Below are 17,351 nucleotides of genomic sequence, written 5' to 3' on the forward strand. Positions count from 1 at the left end.
TTATGCCCTCATCTTCCTGTAAATAAAATAGAAAAGTCCTGCCACCAAAACATATGGTACAGCCATTAAATAAACTATGCCATTATTTATACCTTCCGCTGCTTTGCCGGTGGATTCACTCTCTAGCACGGCTCTACACATTGCACATTGAGCCTCCACATCCATTGGTGTTAAAAGCACTAAAAAAAACAATATTAAAAATAAATATTTAGTATGCATAATACGGAGATATCATTAAATAAACCACAACACCGGTAACCGCAACATAGAACCAAATAGGAAAAGTATATTTTGCCAATGCTCTATGGTCTTCAAATTTTCCTAAATAAGCCATTGCATAGGTTCGTAGCACTAACGGAATTAGCGCAATGGATAAAATAATATGGGTAATCAAAATAAAATAGTATACATATTTGATTGCGCCTTCACCCCCATAACTTGTAGAATCCGAGGTCATGTGATAGGCAATATACATTACCAAGAACAATAAGGACAGTACAATATTTGTAGTCATCAAATTCTGATGTAATTTTTCATTACCATTTTTAATAGCCCAAACAGCCACCAGAAGTAGAACCGCCGTTAAACCATTTATTGCGGCGTAAATTGGTGGTAAAAATGACAGAGGTTCTACATTGGGTAATTTAACCCCAAACAAAGCTGCAACAACTATAGGTATAACTATAGAAACTATAGCAATTAGCCTATTGAATTTTTTTTCGTCTTGAACCTTACCTTGCATATATGTACTCTTATTCTTCCAACAACTTTTTAATATCGGCTTTAAGTATGCCTATTTCTTCCGTTTCACCATGATCATTGACGCCCTTATCTTCTAAAATTGCTCCGCGATAATATACAATAGGATTACCGAACTCGTCAATTCTAGATCTTAAGAAACCTTCCTTATCTACTAAAGCAAATAACCCGGAATGTTCAAACCCGCCAGGCGCATCTGGCATTTCTGCCGCAAAAATATTGAATCCGGCATTGGCCAGGTCATAAATGGCTGTTTGATCGCCGGTCATTAAATTCCAATTATGGTCTTGTATATGGTACTTTTCTTGGTATTCCCTTAATACCTTGGGCGTATCAAATTCAGGCGTTATACTAAATGAAGCTACCCCAAAGTTATCCTCACTTTTAAAATGTTTCTGAATATTTACCAAGTTGGTTGTCATTACAGGGCAAATACTAGGACACCTTGTAAAAAAGAAATCCACAACATAGACCTTACCTAAATAATCCTTATCAGAAACCAGAGTACTGTCTTGGTTTAAAAACTGAAACGAAGGTACTTTTCTTCGTTTTCCATTCAATAAAATATAGCCAAGTTTTTCGTTATCGATTTTACTAGAGGTATTCAAACGATCATTCTCAACCACCGAACCATCAGACAATCTATTGACTATTCTTGGAACCACAATAATTCCAAAAATCAGAACAATTAACGAAACCCAAACGTATGTATATTTTTTATTCATTATTTAGATCTATCTGCGTTATTCTTTTTTAGGGCCAAACGATACTCTGCTAAAATGATCTTAATATCATCAACCATTTTGTTGTTTAGATCCGCTACCGAATTAGAATTAAAACCATATTTGGTACCATCATCTTCATCATCTGACCTACCTCTTAAAGTTAAATCCTTATCAATTATAAAAACATAAGGAGTACTATTTTCTGAATCTAGCTCAATATCTGTTTTTAAGCTAGTAAACAGTGAATTAATCTGATCTGTATCTGCATACACAAATTTCCACTTTTCGTTATCTGCCAAGGTGGCCAATTCCTTTTTAAGTTCATTTACTTTTGATTCATCTTCAGAAGATACCAACATTACAAACTGAAAGTCGTTAAACTCATAAAAGCGTTTATATATCTTTTGATTTAAATTAAAGGCATTACCTTTTCTACCTTCAACATTGGAACCCAAAAAACCTAATACGGTTATTTTATTCTTTAATTGAGTCTCAGGTGCAAAGTTCAGCTCCTGAACATTTTTAGTAAGTTGAGATAATTTACCAAAATTGGTTACACCAGACGCAAAGAACATATACGCTACGATAGGCAGCACAAACAAGACAACAAGAACAAAGGTCTTTTTCATATATTAGTAAAGCAATCTATTGAAACACACAACAGATCTTCATAAAACAATTGTTAAATAGAAAGTATACAAAAATAAAAAAGACGGTTATATAACCGTCTTTTAATATTGTTAATTATACCCTAGAAGTTCCAACTTATAAAACCATCTTTATAAACATTATAAATGTAATCAGCTTCAACCAGAAGGATAAACGTCAAATAAATGACCAAGAATATTGGTGTCCAAACTATGGCTCTTCTTAGAGAAGATTTTTCATCACGTAAGTGCATAAAATCCCACGCTATATAATACGCTTTTACCAAAGTTAAGATGATAAACACCCAATTGATCAATTTCATGCCCAATATATAGGTATCGGTTAACGATGCTGGCTTAATGATACCTAAAACTACCTCTACTGCAGTTATTAAGGTCAAAAATGCCAATACTCCCCAGATTTTCTGTGTGTTAGATTTAAACTTTACAAGCCCTCTAAAAATCTCTAATTTATGTCCGTCTGCCATGTTACTTTAATCTAAAATTCTATTTACAGTAATGCTATTTATTGTTAAAAGGATTATACCAAGTAGAAGAAGGTAAATACAAATACCCAAACTAAATCTACAAAGTGCCAGTATAAACCAACCTTTTCTACCATTTCATAATGTCCTCTCCTTTCATAAGTACCAAGAATAACATTAAACCAAATAATAATATTGATCACTACGCCTGAGAAAACGTGAAAACCGTGGAAACCTGTGATAAAGAAAAAGAAATCTGCAAACAATCTGCTTCCATATTCATTATGAATTAGGTTAGCACCTTCCACAACTTGTGTAGCATCTGCCAATTTAGCCAAAGAAGCCTTTCTATCCAATACGGTCTTCTTACCTTCTTCATTGATCAATTCAGTTCTGATCAAAATATTAGGATTAGCCTTAAAACCTTCTACAACTTCATTTAAAGAAACACTTGTAAGTCCTGGTTCTTGATAAAACCAAACACCATTCTTTCTCTCGTGCTCAGTTCTTTCACTTGGAATAGAAGTTGCAAAATCTGACAATGCAACTCTCTTTTCGGTATCACCAGCATCAACAAACTGCAAAATTCTACCACCTTTTGTTTCTAAAGCACCGTAATCACCTTTGATAAAAGTTCCCCACTCCCATGCTTGAGAACCAACGAAGATTATACCACCGATAACCGTAGCGAACATGTACCAGATAACGGCATTCTTTTTCATTTTATGCCCTGCATCTACAGCCAATACCATAGTTACAGATGACATAATTAAAACAAACGTCATAAAAGCCACATAAATCATGGGATAATTACCATGAAAGAAAGGAACGTGTGTAAACACCTCGTCCGCAATGGGCCATGTTTCAATAAACTTAAATCTTGAAAAGCCATAAGCTGCTAAAAATCCAGAGAAAGTCAAAGCATCTGAAACAATGAAAAACCACATCATCATTTTACCATAGCTTGCTCCTAAGGGTTGATTACCTCCACCCCATACGCTTGTTTCCGTTCCCGTAGTCACCGTAGAATTCATATAATTATTTATCGTTTTAATAAAACTTTAGCAAATTTACATCTTTTTGAACTATTTAAAAACGCAATTTGCACCAAAACTAATTTTGATTCACATTTTATTTTACAAAGAACATAAATAACACCAAATAGATCCATAATAAATCTAAAAAATGCCAAAATGTAGCCCCTAAGGTAACACCTAAATAGTTTTCCGGACTATATTTTCCTTTGTTTTGATTGTATAGTACCACTAATAATGATATCATACCCGCCACCACATGTACTACATGCACCATCGCAATTAAAAATACAAAGGAAACCTTTATACCACTTGTTGGCCCTGTAAAATAATATCCTTTGGCCACCATTTCTGAAAATCCAGAAAACTGAAGCAACACAAACAATATCCCTAAACCTAACGTTATCCATAGCCATTTAGTACCACTGGCTTTTTCTCCATCTTTAATAGCCTTTTTTGCCAACATATATGAAACGCTACTAATGATAATAACGATCGTACTATACAAAAAAGCATTTGGCAATTGAATTTCACTAACCCAATCTTCTCTAGAGCGACTAACTATGTAAGCACTTGTCCACCCTGCAAAACTCATTAGAAGGCTAATAATACCAAACCAAAGCATCATTTTTTTCGCCCTAGCTTTTTTCTCTACCTCCGTACCCTGTGTTAAATCCATATTTAAGCTAAAAATTTATCTATTACGTACACTATTTGCATTAATGTTATATAACTAACACTTGCCAACATTAATTTTCTTGCGGAAACGTTATCCCTATTTCTATATAACTGAAAAGCAAAGCCTAGCATAACCGCACCCATCAAGAAAATAATAACAGCTGCCACTATAGACAACTGCAATCTACCCGTTATACCAAATACCGGTATTATAGATACCGCCATCATCCAAATAGTGTACATTATTATTTGAAGTACGGTAGCTGCATCTTTCTTACCTGTTGGAAGCATCTTAAAACCTCCGCTTCTATAATCATCGTCCAACATCCATCCTAAGGCCCAAAAATGTGGAAACTGCCAAAAAAACTGAATCATAAATAGTGTTCCAGGTTCTATTCCAAAATCATCCGTAGCAGCTACCCAACCCAACATAAAAGGTATTGCTCCTGGTATTGCACCTACAAATACCGCTAACGGGGTTATTGTTTTTAAAGGTGTATATACGCTAGTGTAGAGGAATATGGATATAGCACCAAACATGGCAGTTTTTGGATTCAGAAGGTATAGAGACAATACACCCAATAAAGTCAGTACTATAGCCACTGCCATGGCAATATTAACAGACATACGCCCAGCGGGAATTGGTCTATTCTTAGTACGCTTCATTAAGGCATCCAAATCTTTTTCTATGACCTGGTTGTAGGCATTACTGGCACCTACCATACAATAACCACCAAAAGCCAAAAGAAGCACTTGCCCCCATTGTATTTCGTAAGCACCCAAGAAATATCCTGCTAAGGAAGAAAAAACGACACTAATAGCTAATCTAGCTTTGGTAATCTCCTTAAAATCGGCAAAAATCAATGCAAATGCACTATTCTTTGCCGAACCAACGGCCGTCTTCATACTTTTTAAAATAGGTCTGCAAAGATAACGCCCTAGTCATATTTCTGCAACCTAAAACCTTTATTTCTAGATTTATTGAAAATGTCACCATTTGCATTTAAATAAAATTCCAATTAAATCTGATCAACGTTGATGTTTACGTTGGTATTCACAAAAAAGTTGAAACAAAAAAAGATCCTGAGCTGAACTCAGGATCTTTTTACAAATAAATTCTAATATATTGTTACTGTAACTTAAAGTTAATTGGAATACTAAAAGGAACACGTACCGCTCTACCTCTTTGTTTACCTGGTGTCATTTTAGGTAACTTGCTGATAATTCTAGCAGCTTCAGCTTCAAGGTTTTTATCTGGACCACGCATTCTTACGTTACCGATACTACCATCTTTCTGAATTACGAACATTACACTAACTCTACCTTGAACACCCATTTCTTGAGCAATTTCTGGGTAACGGAAATTTTTACCGATGTGCTTTTGAATCATTTTATTGAAACAAGCTCTTTTATCACTTTCGTTTTCACAACCTGGGAATACAGGTACATCTTCAATTACTGCAAAAGGTACATCTACATCCTCTTCAATTTCCTCTACAACAACGTCTTCAACCTCAACGATTTCCTCTTCTTGACTGGTTTCCGTAGACTCAATTACAGTTTCTTCAACCTCTTCTTCATCTTCTACAACCTCAATAATTTCTGGTGCAGCTGGTGGCGGTGGCGGTGGTGGAGTTTTGATCTGTTCTGTCATTGGAACTTCTTCATCTAAAAGATCATCCACATTCATAGAAATATCATAATCGTTTACCTCATCATAAGTTTTCCACTCAAATGCTAGATAAGTAAATAACATTACTGTAAATAAACCGATAACGAAATAAAGACTGCTGTTCTTTGTTAAATCCGCCTTTGGATTCTTTTTAGGTTCCATATATATTCAATTTAGTGATTGCTAATTTAACTAATTAATCCATAAAAATGCAACTAAAATTTTCATTTTAACGACGGGGTTCTAAAAAATAGAAATCTTATTACAAACATTCCTACAAAAGCCCCTATTGAATTTGCAAGTGCATCTAAAGGATCACCGTGACGATCAGTCGTCAATACATGTTGTAATACCTCAATAATTATGCCGTATGTTACAGCAAATAAAACTATGTACCACAACAACTTAGAACGTTTGGCCTGCTGGACTGTTTTGCTCCTCATTGCCAAATAACCTAAGACCACCATAACGGAGTAAAAGGTAAAATGCACGGCCTTATCCATATGCGGTATGTTGAACCTGGAAGTACCAACACCCGATAAAGAAAATAAGCTGAAAAATGTTACGAACATCATCCAGCTTATGAAAAGTACTTTGAAAATAGTGTTTTTAACCACCAATTACCTCTTTATATGCAGCATCACTCAACAAATCATCTAGCTCGCTTGCATCGCTAAATTTAATTTTCACCATCCAACCTTCTCCATAGGGATCAGAATTCACCTTTTCAGGTTCATCTTCTAAACCTTCGTTGAACTCAACAATTTCACCTGATAATGGGGAAAATAAATCAGATACCGTTTTAACCGCTTCAACAGTACCAAAGATAGCCTCACGATCCAAGGTTTCATCTAAAGTGTCTACTTCTACATAAACAATATCACCTAATTCACCTTGTGCGAAATCTGTAATACCTACCGTAGCAATGTCACCGTCTATTTTAACCCACTCGTGATCTTTTGTATATTTTAATTCAGCTGGTATGTTCATTATAATCTATTATTATTTTTTACTTCGGCAAATGTAAAGTTTTCAACTTAGGTTATCAAAATATTTGCCTATGTAATGATTTGTTTAAAAGCCTACATAATTATTGGGGCATACTTTTACGAAACAACCGTATTAATTACCAAAATTATAACGAAGTGTAAAACCTGTATTAATCGTAGTTTGTGGAAAGGCAGTTGATACAGCAAATTTGGAGAATGAATGATCGTAAAAAAACAGGGCGTTCAAGCTTTTACTCAATGCATAATCTGCCGTAAACTTCAATGACATTAAATTTTGACCCGAAGTAATTTGATTGTTATTGATATCCAAATTTCTAATGATGGTAATATTATCTCTTAAAGTAACATCGGCTTTTAGGTTTAAATCACCTTTTAACCTTGTTTTATTACCACCAATATTGGTAACGAATTTTACATCTTTAAAGCGATAGCCCAAACCAACCGTATATTCTTTACCATTGATCTCTGTCATTAAATTATTATCAAAACTTAATGATAAGGCTCTATCTGTTCTAACTTCCGCTAAGACACTTACCGAGTTGATCATTTCAAAATCTACACGGATCAACGGATTAAACTGATCTGTAAGAACAACGTTATTTAATATCAAATCTGGCAAGAGATCTAAATTCTCTTCATTTATTGCAAACTCACCCGGATTATCTTTAACCAATTGCACCTTTTCTAAATTCGTTTGGTACGAGTTTATACTATATGATGCACGATACCCATGACTCAAAGAAAAACGTTTGAATTTCTTTTTAAACCATTTACTCTTCATTAGTCCGGTATACTTAATGTTCCAATTAGGAATAGGAATATCCCTAAAGGTATCTAAGTTTACACGCTCAGCATCTTGCCCTGTATATGCCGCAAAGAACGCTGGTAACAATACCTCTTGTTGCGTTTTACCGTATAACTGAGGAAAATCATCTTCATCTAAATCTCCCACAGGTTGAGATCGATCAGCGATCAACCTATTGGCTATTGTAATTCTATTATCCTTAAACTGCTGAAAAGTACTTGAATCAAACTCATCGCTCTTACCAAAGGCCGTACCTATCATCATAGTAGAAATACTGAAACTACCATAATTATTACCTAACTGTAGGTTGTATTCTTGGTCAACAACATTAAAATTTTCTTGGTAACTATCCGAATATTGACGGTCCGCTACTAAATCTATCGTAATATCTTTAGTAGGTTGTGCGGTAGCGGTAATATTCAATTGCTTATTTGTTCTTTGGATGAATTGCTCATTGAAATCTTCAAAACCAGTTAACCAACCATTTCTAGCAGCTTCAAAACGGACATCTGACTGACTACCGAACAAGAATCCAATGGTAGGTTTGGTAGTACCAACAAACCCAACAGATTGTGTATAACCCGGAAGCACCGTTCCATTGTTCTCACTATAGTTCAGGTTCAATCTTTTAACCATAGTTACAATATCTACTACGGTATTGAACAAATCACTGGTCTTACCTTTTATTTTTTCTTGATCTTCTGCCAATGCACCGGATTTGTCCCTTCGGATAGGTCCTCTTGCACCTGCCCTTGGCGCTTCGCGCTTTTTAAGTCCAAGCATATCATAGAACTTCTGCATGGTCAATGATGACGTTATAGTATGCGTATTGGCGTTCTGTACCGTATTAATGTATTCCCCCGCTACTTCAAACAACGCATCTCCACCTCTTTGCCAATCAAAATTACTGGTATATGAATATTGTGTACTAATGAAATCCAATGCAGGTATTTTGGAAAAAGGCACATCATAATTCAACTGCATTTGCTGAGAATGCCTGTTAGGCTCACCAACATCAAAGAAGCCGTCCCACATTCCCAACTCATTATTAATTCTTTCCGTTGACTCTAAAGGTTCATCTTCGTTCAAATAATTTCTAACTATATTATTGTTAGAACCGGTCAAATTCAAACGTAGCGATTTGGTCAAATTATAATTGACCGCATATTGCCAATTGAACAAATAGTTACGCTGCTGCAATTCTGGCAACTCAAGTCTATCTTCACCATCAGTATAGACATCCCTAAAACGCTGTGCATTAAACTGCCTATTGATATTTGAAGTAACCCCTATATTAGATGGCAACAGGTTTAAGTTAAGATCTTTTAACCATTTCCAATATTTGCCTGTAAAAAGAGAATCTTTTTTAGCAAAAGGCGCTACCTCTACAGGGTCAAAACTATGATTATATACAAAACCGGTATTTACACTTTGCTCCCTTAACTCTGCAATTTCAAAATCTCTATGATCGGTTTCATTATAACTATAGTTAAAGGTAAAGTTTTCAATATCATAAAAATTGGCATCGGCCTCTTCTCCTCTATCCTTTCTAACCCCAATTAAGTTGATACTGGTACGCTTAGTGTAATCTTCAGCTTGTTCCAAAACTTCATCTTTACCCTCTTGGGTATCTTCTGCCGCAATTCTATCCTCTAATTTTAAATCATCATAGACAGGGTCGAATTCCGGTGTAATCAATTGTTCAGAAACACCATAATTAAAAGGTAGCTGTATACCCCATTTCTTGGGCAGCAATTGACCAACGTTAACATTGGTAACCACATCATACGAAACCGCATCTTCACGGGCACGTTCATTTGGCATTTGATCTATAGAACCAAAACCAGATGTACTCTTGCTACCCGTTGCACTAAAATTGGCAAAATCGGCAATATTACCATCTACAGCGGCAATTGCTGCCCACCCTCCATTATTGTCCAAACCTGCCAAACGAAGTTCATTGAACCAAACCTCACCTCTTGCCGGTAGTATATCTTGGTTTTTTACACCCACCATCATAGTACGTATACTACCTAAAGACGGATTACCTTTTATACCAATACGTAATCTGCCGGGCGTACGCACATCGAACTCACCAACAGGAATAACTTCCCCGTTTTCAATTTCAAAGAAACGAACATCATTAAGATCACCATCCGCGATCCATTGCGATTTCACCTTGGTCAAATCACTAAGTGCAATGTTCATTTCATTATTTTCCGGCCATATTTCTTCATCTGAAACAGCTGTAAAAGGAGTGAATTCCAAAGGCAATTCTATTTGGTAATAGTTTTGGGTAAAATCTGTACCCATTCTTAAAAAACCAACCAATGGTGTAGATGTATCTGCATAATCACTATCTACAATCTTCTCGGCATGAATAAACATTTTCAATTTCTCATATTGACGAATGTCAACATTCAAGTTTTTAAATACTCCGCGTGAATCTTCAGACTCTAGGTTAGATACCGTCAAGGAGAGAGATTGCTCATTCTGTCTAATAATAGTATTGTTATTATTTAACTGCTCTCTTATAACGCCCGGAGGCAGAACGTATGGTATTGGAGTTCTACTACTATTCTCTTCAATATTTACCGTGTTTACATCTAAAGTAGTACCGTCATCAGAAGGATCACTATCCACATCTGGATCTTGCAGCGTATTTGTATATGTACGCCAATCTCCCCTAACCAAATCCAAAGTAGCAAAACGTAGAATGGTAGGACTATTGAAACCCGTCATATACATACGCATAAAACTAATAGACCTAAAATCCGTAATACCACCCACCGCATCGGTAAAGTCACTTAACGGAATCTTATATTGGATCCAACGGTAATTAACCTCGTCTCCATTAGGTATTCTAAAATCCCCACTAGCAGTACCTTCTATAATATCGGTTACATACTCGTCATTAATTGTAGTATTCGGCTTTATGGCAATTCTATACTCATAATAACTATTCACCGTATTCATGGTCAAATCCCTATCAACATCTTCTACGTCAGGTAGGGTTGTAGAACCTCTATCGGTATTTGTTACCGAAACAGGTGAGTTACCTTGTGGATTATTGAAGTCTTGATATCTTTCTAATATGCTACCTTCCCTATTTAAATAATATACATAGTTATCCAATGCAGGGTCATCACCAGCATTGTTGGTATATATATCTACTTCACGTGCATCATCCAAACCATCAAAACCAATATCCTGTAATACCCTGTTATTTTCATCGGCATCAAAAGCATACACTAAAGATTGTGTTGCCGGCACTTCACCCCATGAAGTAGGGGAAACAAAATCATTACTATCAACACCAGGCAAACCGTTTTCATACTGCTTTTTACCATCACGCAAAATATCCTCAGATATATTACCCAAGTTAAGTACCAATTCACCTGCCCCATTTGCAATACCATCTACATAAGGATCCATCACCCAAAACTGAACAAACTCTACATTACTCTGTTCAAAATCCGTACTGCTCAAAGAACGCATCATCCCTCCCCATTTTTCTGTAGGAGCTTCGTTTTCAAAATCTGGATTATTGTTATACGGTCCCTTTACCGATGGATAATATACCATATCCAAAGTGGACTGCACCTGGGTCTGCCCCTGTGCCACATCGGTCTCTGGAAAAACTTCATCTATATACACCCTACGTGTAGCATTAGTAGAGATATCATCATCACTAATAGTAGAAGGCCTTTGCGTAGTATAGAAAATTGGATCAATAGTATACCAAGATAGTTTTGCCCTATTATAACCATTTAATAAATTATTTGGATCATCTGGAGAACTACCAAAAGATTGATCATCATTACCAAACTCCAAAGGCATACTTGCTAAAGACCAACCAAGCGAAGCTCTAATATCTATTAAGGCCTGCGCACCTTCAAAATCATCTAGATAAGTAGTGGTCTCCCCTTCAAAATCCGCGTTTTTAGGTGAACTTGGTATCAAAGCGGCCATTTCTGCCCTTACGGAAATATTAGAAGGCACATCTGTATCTATATTAGGCAGCTTATTTACCATACGGGTTAAAAAAGGAACCTCAGTAGAAAAGTTAGTGTTCAGCCCAAAAATGGTATTGTTCACAGATTCCACTCCGTATGTAGATTTCTGGGTTAGGGGTCTTTCGTTCAAGTTTAACAATGTACCCCCTAAAACAAATTTTTCATTGAATTGATGCTCTACATTAACACCTGTAAAACGACGTGTTTGTTGTCCAAATACCGCGTTGTTTTCTACTGAAATATTAATAGGCACATTGGAAGCCTCTAAACTTGGATCTAAAATTTGAACCGTACCCGATTGATAGTTTACCGTATAATCTATACCTTCTTGTAATGTTCTACCATTGGCGGTTACCGTTACGGATCCCTGCGGAACATTAAATGCCCCAATAGAAATACCATTACTACCTTCTGATTTATACGTACCTTTTAATAAAAACTTATTTTTTTCAGGGTCTTGCAGTGCGGCCGTTTTGGTCAAGGCATACATATCTCTAAATACATACTGCTCTTGGTTGGCATTATAGCCAGAGGTTACATCGTACTGACCACTATTACCATTTTCCAATTGCTCATATAAGAACTCCCCAAAAGGTTCAACTTTGGTAAATATTATTCTACCATTCTGTATATCGATAGTCTGACCACTGATAAAATCAAAAAAACCATCTCCACCGGGCTGAATATCATTGTAGACATTTAACCTATCTAAATTGAATACATTTAATAGAATACGTTCTTCTAAACCTTCTGGCCAACCAGAACCAGGACCTTGTTCAATTGGGGTAATATAGTTTCTTGCGGTAGGATCAGAATATAAGATATTCATCTTAAAATCATCTTGACTTAAACTGTAGGCTCCAGTTGCATAAATGTTCTTCATCATAAGATCCCAAATTGGATCAGTGATATTGGTAATATTACTTTTAAGTAGCTTAAGAATCAAAGTATTGTTTTCAATTACCGTACTTACATCTTGTGTAACCGTAGTAGCTTCTATACCACCATTTGCAAATTCACCTACTTGGTATACTTGACCTTGAAAAGTATACTGGTAAGCAACACCTAAAACCTCATCATTACTTAGGCGTTGGTTTAAAGATATATACCCCAGTTGAGAGTTGAAATCAAAATCCCTGCCTTGTTCCAACTTTCGGGCATTTTCTAGATATGCATAATCAAACCCTTGATTAGGACTGTAACCGCCTGCAAAACTACCGGCATTAAAACCACTTTCTACCGTTGCAATTTCTCTTATGTTATCGTTCAGTGCGCCATTACCGGTCAAAATTAAAGCAGGATTATAATCATTGGCGTTGTTTCTAGGTCTTAAATCGGCAGGACCGTTGAAAAATCCACTTGCACTACCGTTGTTTTGACCAACTCTTGTCTTGGTAATATCTGCCTCACCTAAATCCTGTATGGCCACCACGTTACGCACATTCAAGGTTTGTTGGGTTCTATTCGTAATCCAAACCTCTATACGGGTAATTTGCACTTGACTCTGTATATAAGGGTAAGAAGAAAGTGCATTATCATAGTTATCCCTAAAATATTGCGCTAAGAAAAAGTGTCTGTTTTCATCATAGTCCAACGCAGATAAAGAAAACTCATTTACCGTACCACCACCTTGGGCAACTACCGTATTATTTTGCGAACGTTGTTCTGAAAAAACAGCCGTTACAGAAGTTTTACCGAACTGCAATTTGGTCTTTACACCAAATAAACTTTGCGCTCCTGAAATCAGTGAGCTATTAAGTGGCATATTAACGTTACCTACTTCTATAGATTGGATTATATCATCTTCCGTTGGGGTATAATCCAATTTTACGATATTCTGAAAATCAAAAGTTGCCTCCGTATCATAGTTGGCCGTCACCTGTAGACGCTCTCCAATTTTCCCTAGCATACTAAGACTAATACGCTGATCAAAATCGAACGAAAGGTTAGTTCTATTTCTAGGTGATAAAGACGGATTATCATTCTTTTGCCATATAACCCCCAAATCCATTGCAACGGATCCTTGTGGAATTATCTCAATAGTATTACCGCCAAAAATGGTTGAAAAGAAATCATTATTTACATAAAAATTAGGAAGAAGATTTTTTCGGGCTTCCTCACTACCTTCTTTTTTACCGGCATAAGCGTCTGATTTTTCTTTGAAGTAAGACTTAATACCTTCTTCTTCGATCAGCTTAAAATACTGCTCTGGTGTAAGAATAATCGGATAACCAATATTAAATTCGCCAACACTTTCATTGTAGATATAGCGATCTAAATTAGGGTCGTAAATATATCTAGATACAATACTATCTGGATTCTCAATTAAGATTCTACCCAAATCAAAACCAGTTTTCACAGAATCAATCTCCTGCTCTTCAGTCTCTTGAGCCACAACCGAAGTTATAGAACCCAAAAACATAAAGAATACAAAGATGTGCTTAAAAGAAATTTTAAGAAATTTAGTTACCCCGTTTTTCAAACTTATTACAAATTTTTGAGCGCGAGTTTAATTATATTCTCGACACTTAGCGAAGCATCTTGACCTAGCACTTTATCGACAACCCTCTCTGATTGTTTACGTGCGAAGCCTAGAACTTCTAAAGCAGATAACGCTTCATCTTTATTTGTATTGTTTGTACTTAACGAAAGTTCGTCTATATCGTAAACTTTTAAGACCTTATCCCTAAGATCTAAAATTACACGCTGGGCAGTTTTGGCACCAATACCTTTTACAGCTTGTATTGAAGCAACATCACCATTAGCAATAGCATCCCTTACTTGAGAAGGTGACATTGAAGAAAGCATGGTTCTTGCTATACTTGAGCCAATACCAGAAACAGATAACAACAATCTAAAAATCTCACGCTCTGATTTTTCAACAAAACCGAAGAGTGTGTGAGAATCTTCTTTCACTTGTAGGTGCGTAAATACAGAAATGTTTTCCTGTTCCGGCAACTTTGAAAAAGTATTCAAAGAAATATTTACAAAATAGCCAACCCCACCACATTCAATAATAACATGAGTTGGGTTTTTCTCTACTAATTTTCCTTTTAAGTGGTGTATCATGTTCCTTTAAATTAAAAGGGGAAAAAAGTATGCCTACCTATTTCCCCATTTATGTTATTCAAAAATTAAACTTTTATTTAGACCCTTTTGCTTTTTTTCTTTTTTCTCGTTCTTGAGCATCTATTACGGCCACAGCTGCCATGTTTACAATTTCATCTACACTAGCACCCAGTTGCATAATATGAACTGCCTTTCTTAAACCTACCATTATAGGACCAATTGAATCCGCTCCATTTAACTCTTTCAACAATTTGTAAGTAATGTTCGATGATTCCAAATTAGGAAAGATCAAAGTGTTCACCTTTCTACCGGCAAGCTTAGAAAATGGAAATTTACTTTCATGTAACTCTTTGTTCAAGGCGAAATCTGTTTGAATTTCCCCATCGACTACCAAATTTGATGCAGTTTCATGAAGAATACGTACAGCTTCTCTCACCTTTGTTGCGTTAGGATGTGTTGAAGAGCCAAAGTTGGCATAGCTTAACATTGCCAATACAGGATCAAAACCAAACGTTGACGCTACATTAGCGGTCATTTTTGCAATATCTGCCAATTCTTCGGCATTTGGTTCTATATTAATAGAGGTATCCGCCAAAAATAACGGTCCTCTTTCGGTAATCATAATATTTACCGTAGCTACTTTCTTTACACCGGAAGCTCTACCGATAACCTCTAAAATAGGTTTTACTACCGTAGGATAAGCTCTAGAATAACCAGAGACCATACCATCAGCATCACCCTCAAGTACCATCATTGCACCAAAATAGTTACGCTCGCGCATTTTTATCTTTGCACTGTAAAATGTAACCCCGCTTCTTTTTCTACTTTCCCAATACTTGGTAGCATAACGTACATGACGTTCATCAAACTCATCGGACATTGGATCGATTATAGCTATATCGGCATCAAATTCCAGCTCCTTTTTAAGCTCCAGAATAATGTCTTTTCTTCCTAAAAGAATAGGTTCAGCAATGCCCTCTTCATGAACAATTTGTGCCGCTTTCAACACATCTAAATGATCCGCTTCGGCAAAAACTATTTTCTTCGCATTACTACGTGCCCTACCATGTAATAGCCTAACCACTTTGTTATCGTTACCGGATCTAAGCATTAATTCCTCTTTATACTTATCCCAATCTGAAATAGGCGCTTTTGCCACACCACTATCCATTGCCGCCTTTGCCACAGCAGGTGGTACCTCATGTATAAGTCGCTGATCAAAAGGTTTTGGTATTATATATTCCCTACCAAATGTTAATCTAGTTTCACCGTATGCAATATTCACCTGTTCTGGCACTGGTTGCTTTGTTAATTCGGCCAAAGCTTTTACCGCAGCCATTTTCATAGCTTCATTAATGGCTGTAGCCCTTACATCTAAAGCACCACGGAATATAAATGGAAAACCAAGAACATTATTTACTTGGTTAGGATGATCAGATCTTCCCGTTGCCATGATGATATCTTTACGGGTATCTATTGCCAAATCATATGCTATCTCCGGATCAGGATTCGCCATGGCAAAAACAATAGGATTTGGCGCCATAGATTTTAACATTTCAGGAGATACAATATTAGCTATGGAAAGTCCGATAAAAACATCGGCATCTACCATTGCCTCATCCAAGGTATCTATTTTTCTATCTGTTGCAAATTCTTTCTTCGCTGCCGACAGATTCTCAGCATCTTTTCTAATAACGCCCTTACTATCCAGCATTACAATATTCTCTGCCTTTGCTCCAAAAGCCTTATAAAGCTTTGTACAAGATACTGCTGCTGCGCCGGCACCGCTAATAACTATACGTACCTCTTCTATTTTCTTCTCAGCAATTTCAAGAGCATTTAACAACGCTGCCGCAGAAATAATAGCAGTACCGTGCTGATCATCGTGCATTACAGGAATGTCAAGCTCCTCTTTTAACCTACGCTCTATCTCAAAAGCTTCGGGAGCTTTAATATCTTCAAGATTAATACCGCCAAAAGTTGGGGCGATCATCTTCACCGTTTCAATAAATTTATCAACATCTTCAGTATCCACCTCAATATCGATACCATCTATATCTGCAAAAATCTTGAACAAAAGACCTTTACCTTCCATAACCGGTTTTGAAGCCTCAGGACCAATATTACCTAATCCCAATACCGCGGTACCATTAGAAATAATAGCTACCAAATTCCCTTTAGAAGTATATTTATAGGCATTATCCTTATTCTTTGCTATTTCTAAACAAGGCTCTGCCACACCTGGCGAGTAAGCCAAAGCAAGATCTCTTTGGGTACTATATGGTTTTGTAGGAACTATTTTAATCTTACCTGGTTGAGGTTTAGCATGGTACACCAATGCTTCCCTTCTTTGCTTCTCCTTGCTCATACGTTCTAATTTAAAAGATCAAATTTAAAGGTATTCTTCAAAAAAGAGTGAATAGTAACAGTAATTATGCAAACAAATTAAAT

At 36.3% G+C, this 17,351-nt stretch carries 14 protein-coding genes; all 14 read right to left on the reverse strand.

Annotation, left to right across the window (positions count from 1 at the left end; genetic code table 11):
- Window positions 1–219, reverse strand: coding sequence for a hypothetical protein (locus VBZ51_RS03040; RefSeq protein ID WP_416576018.1), 219 nt, complete (start codon window positions 217–219; stop codon window positions 1–3).
- The gene (locus VBZ51_RS03045) at window positions 209–742 is read right to left on the reverse strand and encodes a DUF420 domain-containing protein (protein ID WP_416576019.1); all 534 of its coding nucleotides are present in this window, start codon (window positions 740–742) and stop codon (window positions 209–211) included. Before VBZ51_RS03045 ends, VBZ51_RS03040 begins: the two co-directional genes overlap by 11 nt.
- A gap of 10 nt (window positions 743–752) precedes the next feature.
- Window positions 753–1,484 carry an SCO family protein gene (locus VBZ51_RS03050; protein ID WP_416576020.1) on the reverse strand — a complete coding sequence of 244 codons (732 nt, stop codon included), beginning with the start codon at window positions 1,482–1,484 and terminating at the stop codon, window positions 753–755.
- Window positions 1,484–2,113 (reverse strand): hypothetical protein, encoded by a 630-nt coding sequence (locus VBZ51_RS03055; protein WP_416576021.1) that lies wholly within the window; start codon window positions 2,111–2,113, stop codon window positions 1,484–1,486. The genes VBZ51_RS03050 and VBZ51_RS03055 overlap by 1 nt, the downstream gene beginning before the upstream one ends.
- A 122-nt stretch (window positions 2,114–2,235) precedes the next feature.
- The gene (locus VBZ51_RS03060; RefSeq protein ID WP_058103931.1) at window positions 2,236–2,619 is read right to left on the reverse strand and encodes a cytochrome C oxidase subunit IV family protein; all 384 of its coding nucleotides are present in this window, start codon (window positions 2,617–2,619) and stop codon (window positions 2,236–2,238) included.
- Window positions 2,620–2,672: 53 nt separating this feature from the next.
- The gene (locus tag VBZ51_RS03065; protein WP_058103932.1) at window positions 2,673–3,650 is read right to left on the reverse strand and encodes a cytochrome c oxidase subunit 3; all 978 of its coding nucleotides are present in this window, start codon (window positions 3,648–3,650) and stop codon (window positions 2,673–2,675) included.
- Window positions 3,651–3,747: 97 nt separating this feature from the next.
- A complete protein-coding gene (locus tag VBZ51_RS03070; RefSeq protein WP_416576022.1) occupies window positions 3,748–4,329 on the reverse strand; it encodes a cytochrome c oxidase subunit 3 in 582 nt (193 codons plus the stop codon).
- Between the two features lie 2 nt (window positions 4,330–4,331).
- A complete protein-coding gene (cyoE, locus tag VBZ51_RS03075; RefSeq protein ID WP_416576023.1) occupies window positions 4,332–5,234 on the reverse strand; it encodes a heme o synthase in 903 nt (300 codons plus the stop codon).
- A 223-nt stretch (window positions 5,235–5,457) separates the two neighbouring features.
- On the reverse strand, window positions 5,458–6,162 hold the full coding sequence (locus tag VBZ51_RS03080) for an energy transducer TonB (protein WP_416576024.1): 705 nt from the start codon (window positions 6,160–6,162) through the stop codon (window positions 5,458–5,460).
- Between the two features lie 62 nt (window positions 6,163–6,224).
- The gene (locus VBZ51_RS03085; protein WP_083414241.1) at window positions 6,225–6,575 is read right to left on the reverse strand and encodes a VanZ family protein; all 351 of its coding nucleotides are present in this window, start codon (window positions 6,573–6,575) and stop codon (window positions 6,225–6,227) included.
- Window positions 6,576–6,609: 34 nt separating this feature from the next.
- Complete coding sequence (gene gcvH, locus VBZ51_RS03090) at window positions 6,610–6,990, reverse strand: glycine cleavage system protein GcvH (protein ID WP_416576025.1); 381 nt, start codon at window positions 6,988–6,990, stop codon at window positions 6,610–6,612.
- Window positions 6,991–7,122: 132 nt separating this feature from the next.
- The gene (sprA, locus tag VBZ51_RS03095; protein ID WP_416576260.1) at window positions 7,123–14,253 is read right to left on the reverse strand and encodes a cell surface protein SprA; all 7,131 of its coding nucleotides are present in this window, start codon (window positions 14,251–14,253) and stop codon (window positions 7,123–7,125) included.
- 65 nt (window positions 14,254–14,318) lie between these two features.
- Entirely contained in the window at window positions 14,319–14,900 is a 582-nt protein-coding gene (ruvA, locus tag VBZ51_RS03100; protein ID WP_058103939.1) for a Holliday junction branch migration protein RuvA, read from the reverse strand.
- Window positions 14,901–14,973: 73 nt separating this feature from the next.
- Entirely contained in the window at window positions 14,974–17,268 is a 2,295-nt protein-coding gene (locus VBZ51_RS03105; RefSeq protein ID WP_416576026.1) for an NADP-dependent malic enzyme, read from the reverse strand.
- Between the last annotated feature and the right edge of the window lie 83 nt (window positions 17,269–17,351).

Origin of the sequence: Maribacter sp. HS (assembly GCF_048059195.1) — a bacterium.
Lineage (GTDB): Bacteria > Bacteroidota > Bacteroidia > Flavobacteriales > Flavobacteriaceae > Maribacter > Maribacter dokdonensis.

Excerpts from the sequence above, each read along its gene's own strand:
- VBZ51_RS03040 (WP_416576018.1), bottom strand. The coding sequence starts at position 219 with ATGCATACTAAATATTTATTTTTAATATTGTTTTTTTTAGTGCTTTTA.
- VBZ51_RS03045 (WP_416576019.1), bottom strand. The coding sequence starts at position 742 with ATGCAAGGTAAGGTTCAAGACGAAAAAAAATTCAATAGGCTAATTGCT.
- VBZ51_RS03050 (WP_416576020.1), bottom strand. The coding sequence starts at position 1,484 with ATGAATAAAAAATATACATACGTTTGGGTTTCGTTAATTGTTCTGATT.
- VBZ51_RS03055 (WP_416576021.1), bottom strand. The coding sequence starts at position 2,113 with ATGAAAAAGACCTTTGTTCTTGTTGTCTTGTTTGTGCTGCCTATCGTA.
- VBZ51_RS03060 (WP_058103931.1), bottom strand. The coding sequence starts at position 2,619 with ATGGCAGACGGACATAAATTAGAGATTTTTAGAGGGCTTGTAAAGTTT.
- VBZ51_RS03065 (WP_058103932.1), bottom strand. The coding sequence starts at position 3,650 with ATGAATTCTACGGTGACTACGGGAACGGAAACAAGCGTATGGGGTGGA.
- VBZ51_RS03070 (WP_416576022.1), bottom strand. The coding sequence starts at position 4,329 with ATGGATTTAACACAGGGTACGGAGGTAGAGAAAAAAGCTAGGGCGAAA.
- cyoE (WP_416576023.1), bottom strand. The coding sequence starts at position 5,234 with ATGAAGACGGCCGTTGGTTCGGCAAAGAATAGTGCATTTGCATTGATT.
- VBZ51_RS03080 (WP_416576024.1), bottom strand. The coding sequence starts at position 6,162 with ATGGAACCTAAAAAGAATCCAAAGGCGGATTTAACAAAGAACAGCAGT.
- VBZ51_RS03085 (WP_083414241.1), bottom strand. The coding sequence starts at position 6,575 with ATGATGTTCGTAACATTTTTCAGCTTATTTTCTTTATCGGGTGTTGGT.
- gcvH (WP_416576025.1), bottom strand. The coding sequence starts at position 6,990 with ATGAACATACCAGCTGAATTAAAATATACAAAAGATCACGAGTGGGTT.
- sprA (WP_416576260.1), bottom strand. The coding sequence starts at position 14,253 with ATGTTTTTGGGTTCTATAACTTCGGTTGTGGCTCAAGAGACTGAAGAG.
- ruvA (WP_058103939.1), bottom strand. The coding sequence starts at position 14,900 with ATGATACACCACTTAAAAGGAAAATTAGTAGAGAAAAACCCAACTCAT.
- VBZ51_RS03105 (WP_416576026.1), bottom strand. The coding sequence starts at position 17,268 with ATGAGCAAGGAGAAGCAAAGAAGGGAAGCATTGGTGTACCATGCTAAA.